4 protein-coding genes are annotated in these 3,763 nt (G+C 68.0%); all 4 read left to right on the forward strand.

Annotated features, from left to right (window positions below; translation table 11 throughout):
• Positions 1–679: acyl-CoA dehydrogenase family protein (locus tag U9980_RS24510; protein ID WP_322770092.1), on the forward strand; the 679-nt coding region annotated here is incomplete at its 5' end.
• Positions 676–2,424: a fatty acyl-AMP ligase gene (locus tag U9980_RS24515; protein WP_322770093.1), complete on the forward strand. Its 1,749-nt coding sequence runs from the start codon at positions 676–678 to the stop codon at positions 2,422–2,424. The genes U9980_RS24510 and U9980_RS24515, both read left to right, overlap by 4 nt.
• A gap of 21 nt (positions 2,425–2,445) precedes the next feature.
• Positions 2,446–2,688, forward strand: a complete 243-nt coding sequence (locus tag U9980_RS24520) for an acyl carrier protein (RefSeq protein WP_322770094.1) — start codon at positions 2,446–2,448, stop codon at positions 2,686–2,688.
• Positions 2,689–2,828: 140 nt separating this feature from the next.
• Positions 2,829–3,763 (forward strand): IS4 family transposase (locus U9980_RS24525; RefSeq protein ID WP_322770095.1); only part of this gene is annotated, 935 nt, incomplete at its 3' end.

Below are 3,763 nucleotides of genomic sequence, written 5' to 3' on the forward strand. Positions count from 1 at the left end.
CGCCAACGCCGCGCCTGACCACGGCGTGTACGGCATCACGGCCTTCCTGGTGCCGCGGGACACACCCGGGCTGGTCGTGGGGGCCAACGAGGGGAAGCTCGGGATCCGGGCGAGTTCCACCTGCGAGGTCCAGTTCGACGGGGTGCGCATCCCTCAGGACCAGGTACTCGGAGAGGAAGGCGACGGTTACGACATCGCCATCGACACGCTCAACATCGGCCGCATCGGCATAGGCGCGCAGATGGTGGGTCTGGCCACCGGCGCCCTCGACGCGGCCGTCGCGTACGCAGAACAGCGCCACCAGTTCGGTCAGCCCATCGCCACCTTCCAGGGTGTGCAGCTTCCCCTCGCGCAGGTGGCGACCGAGATCGAGGCGGCGCGCCTGCTGGTGTACGACGTGGCGCGCCTCGCCGACAGCGGTGGCCAGGTTCCCGAGCTGCTGTCGCGTTGCGCGATGGCGAAGTACTTCGCTTCGCAGGTGGCCGAGCGGGCAGCGTCGCAAGCGGTCCAGACCTTCGGCGGCAACGGGTTCAGCAACGCGTATCCCGTCGAAAAATTCTACCGGGACGCGATGATCGGCCAGATTTACGAGGGAACATCGAACATCCTGCTGCGTACCGTAGCCAGCCAGGTCTTCAATACCGGGCGCCTCCGCACCGCAGGAGGAAGCCGATCGTGAGCGTCATCTCGGAAACCGCCTGGACCGGACAGGCGGGAGGGGTTCCCGCGGCCATTCGACGGCGCGCCGCATCGGATCCCGAGCAGGTCGCGATGACGTTTCTCGACTACTCCACCGAGCCGGAAGGGCGGACCCGAGACCTGACCTACGGGGAACTGGACGCGCGGGTCCGCGCCGTCGGCGGGCGGCTCCGGCAGTTCGTCCGTCCTGGCGCGCGAGCCGCGATTCTCTGCCCGACCGGGGTGGACTTCGTCGTCGGGTTCGTCGCCTGCCTCTACTCTGGGGTGATCGCGGTACCGCTGTCCGCACCGGCCTCGTACCGCCACAACGACCGGATCGCGCTGGCGATGGACGACTGCGGTTGCGAGGTGGCCATCACACCGCGGTTGGTTCGCGAAACGGTGGCCAGGACTCCGGCGTCCACGCCGGTACGGATCATCTGTCCCGACGAGGCCGAGCCTGACCTGGCGACGCCGTGGGCTCCGGTGTCCTCGGAGCCCACGGCGTCGGCCTATCTCCAGTACACGTCCGGTTCGACGAGGAATCCCGCGGGCGTCCGGGTGACCCACCGGAACATGGCCGCGGCGGTGAGCCAGAGCGTCACCGGCCTGCGCTTCGACGAGCACTCCACGATCGTGAGCTGGAGCCCGTTCTTTCACGACATGGGCCTTGTGTTCGGGGTGATCCTCCCGCTGGCGATCGGGGTCCCGGTTGTTCACCTGACCCCCCTCGCGTTCGTGCGGGAGCCGCGACGCTGGCTGCGGCTACTGAGCGACCACGCGGCGACGCACATGCTGTGCCCCAACTTCGGGTTCGACATGTGCGTGGATCGGATCCCCGCGCAGGAACGTTCCGGACTGGACCTGTCTCGGCTGATCTACGCCGGCAACGGTGCCGAGCCCGTGAAGGCACGTTCGCTGGCCCGCTTCACCGAAGCCTTCGCGCCCTGCGGATTCCGGCCTTCCGCCCACACTCCCGTCTACGGGCTGGCGGAAGCGACGTTCGTGGTGACCGCTGTCCGTCTGGACCAGGAGCCGCTTGTCTGCTCGTTCGATCGCGCAGAGCTGGACGCCGGCCGGGTCCGGCGGATCGAGGACGGAGACACCCGAGGGGTCACCATGGTGGGCTGCGGGCTTCCCGTAGACCAGGAAGTCCGGATCGTGGACCCAGCGACCGGACTGCGGGCGGGACCGGAGGAGGTCGGGGAGATCTGGGTGCGCGGCGCGAACGTCTGCGCCGGCTATTGGGCACGGGACGAGCGTGCGGACGAGGTCTTCGACGCGGTTCTCGACGGAGAGGAAGGCTGGCTGCGTACGGGAGATCTCGGCTTCTTCCACGGTGACTCGCTGTTCATCCCGGGTCGTCTTAAGGACCTTATCATCATCGACGGCCGCAACCATCATCCGACCGATATCGAGTTGACCGTCGAGGAACAGGTGCCGGCGGTGCGGCCTGGTAACGTCGTCGCGTTCTCGATCAGCACCGGCGAGAAAGAGCGGGTCGTGATCGCCGCAGAGATACGGCCGGACGAGAACGCGGATCTCGGCGGACTGCGGGCCATGGTGCGCCGCGCTGTCGCAGCGCACCATGGCATCCATGTCCACGAGGTCGTCTTCCTGCGACGCGGCACCATACCCAAAACGACAAGCGGGAAATTACAGCGCCGAACCTGCCGCGACCGGTACCAGCGCGGTGCATTTATCGTCGTTGGTGACGGTTCCGGTTCGTCGGAAAGCATCAGATGACGGGGCAGGAAGGGAACCAAGATGAACGAGGAGCTCAAACGCATTCTGCTGGACGATCTTAAACTGGAGGAGGCGGCTTTGCGCCCCGAACTCAGCCTGGAAAACGCGGGCCTCGACTCGCTCACAATAGTAGCGCTGTCCATGAGCCTGTTCGACCGGTTCGGTCTGGAGATCAGCGAGGAGGATCTCCAGGGTGCCGCCAGCGTGGGCGAGATCGATCGAATAGTCGAGCAGCGGCGCAAGAACGGCCGAATTAATGAGTGAATTCGTACACCACCGCGCATGCTGGTGGCCGCGGTCCTGGCGATCGTCTACCCGGTGACCCTGGTGTCGGGCGCGGATCGCGACGAAAGGCCGGGCCGCAATACCAGGAACTTAGGGTCTGATCGTGTAGGTTCTGGGGTGTGCCGAGACGTGGTCAGGTCAAGGAGAAGCGCGGTGACCGGCTGGTGGACCGGGTCGGGCTGGGGGTGTTGGCGGCGCAGTTCCCGGACGCGCTGGTCGACGCGGTCGTCGTGGACACGGGGCGGCGTGAGCGGCGGAGGCGGGACCTGCCGGCGGCACTGACGCTGCGTTATGTGATCGCGTTGGCGTTGTTCCCGTCGGACGGCTACGACGAGGTGATGCGGCAGGTCAAGGTCGCCGAGGACTGGCGCTCGGACGGGGCGGGGCCGGTGAAGGTCCCCGCGACCACCGCGATCACCAGGGCGCGGGATCGGCTCGGGGTGGAGCCGGTGAAGCTGCTGTTCGAGCGGACCGCGATGCCGATGGCCCTGCCCCGACGCACGGTCGGGGCGTTCTACCGGGGCTGGCGGGTGTGCGCGGTCGACGGCACGACGCTGCTCGTGCCGGACACCGACGAGAACGCCGCGGCGTTCGGGAAACCCGGCAACGACCAGGGCGAGGGGGCGTTGCCGCAGGTCCGGGTGCTCGGCCTGGTCGAGTGCGGCACCCGGACGCTGCTGAGCGCCGGCTTCGGCGGGACAGGCGGGTCGAAAGCCGCCAGCGAACAGGCCCTGTTCGACGAGCTGCTTCCCGCGCTGCGCCCGGGCCTGCTGGTGCTCGCCGACCGGAACTTCCTCGGCTTCGAGCTGTTTGAGAAAGCCGCCGCGACCGGCGCGGACCTGCTCTGGCGGGCCACGTCCGACCGGCGCCTGCCCGTCGTCGCCGAACTCGCCGACGGCTCCTACCTGTCCCACCTCGTCGCACCCGGCACCAGGGGCAAAGGCCAGAAGATCGCCGTGCGGGTCGTCGAGTACACCCTGGACCGCGACCCCGACACCGGCCAGCCCCTGCCCGCGAGCAAGAAGGAGACCTACCGGCTCGTCACCACCGTCCT

The organism is Protofrankia sp. Cr1 (assembly GCF_963555865.1).
GTDB lineage: Bacteria > Actinomycetota > Actinomycetes > Frankiales > Frankiaceae > Protofrankia.

Bases quoted from the DNA above. Each gene is read 5' to 3' on its own strand.
- U9980_RS24520 (WP_322770094.1), top strand. From the start codon at position 2,446: ATGAACGAGGAGCTCAAACGCATTCTGCTGGACGATCTTAAACTGGAG.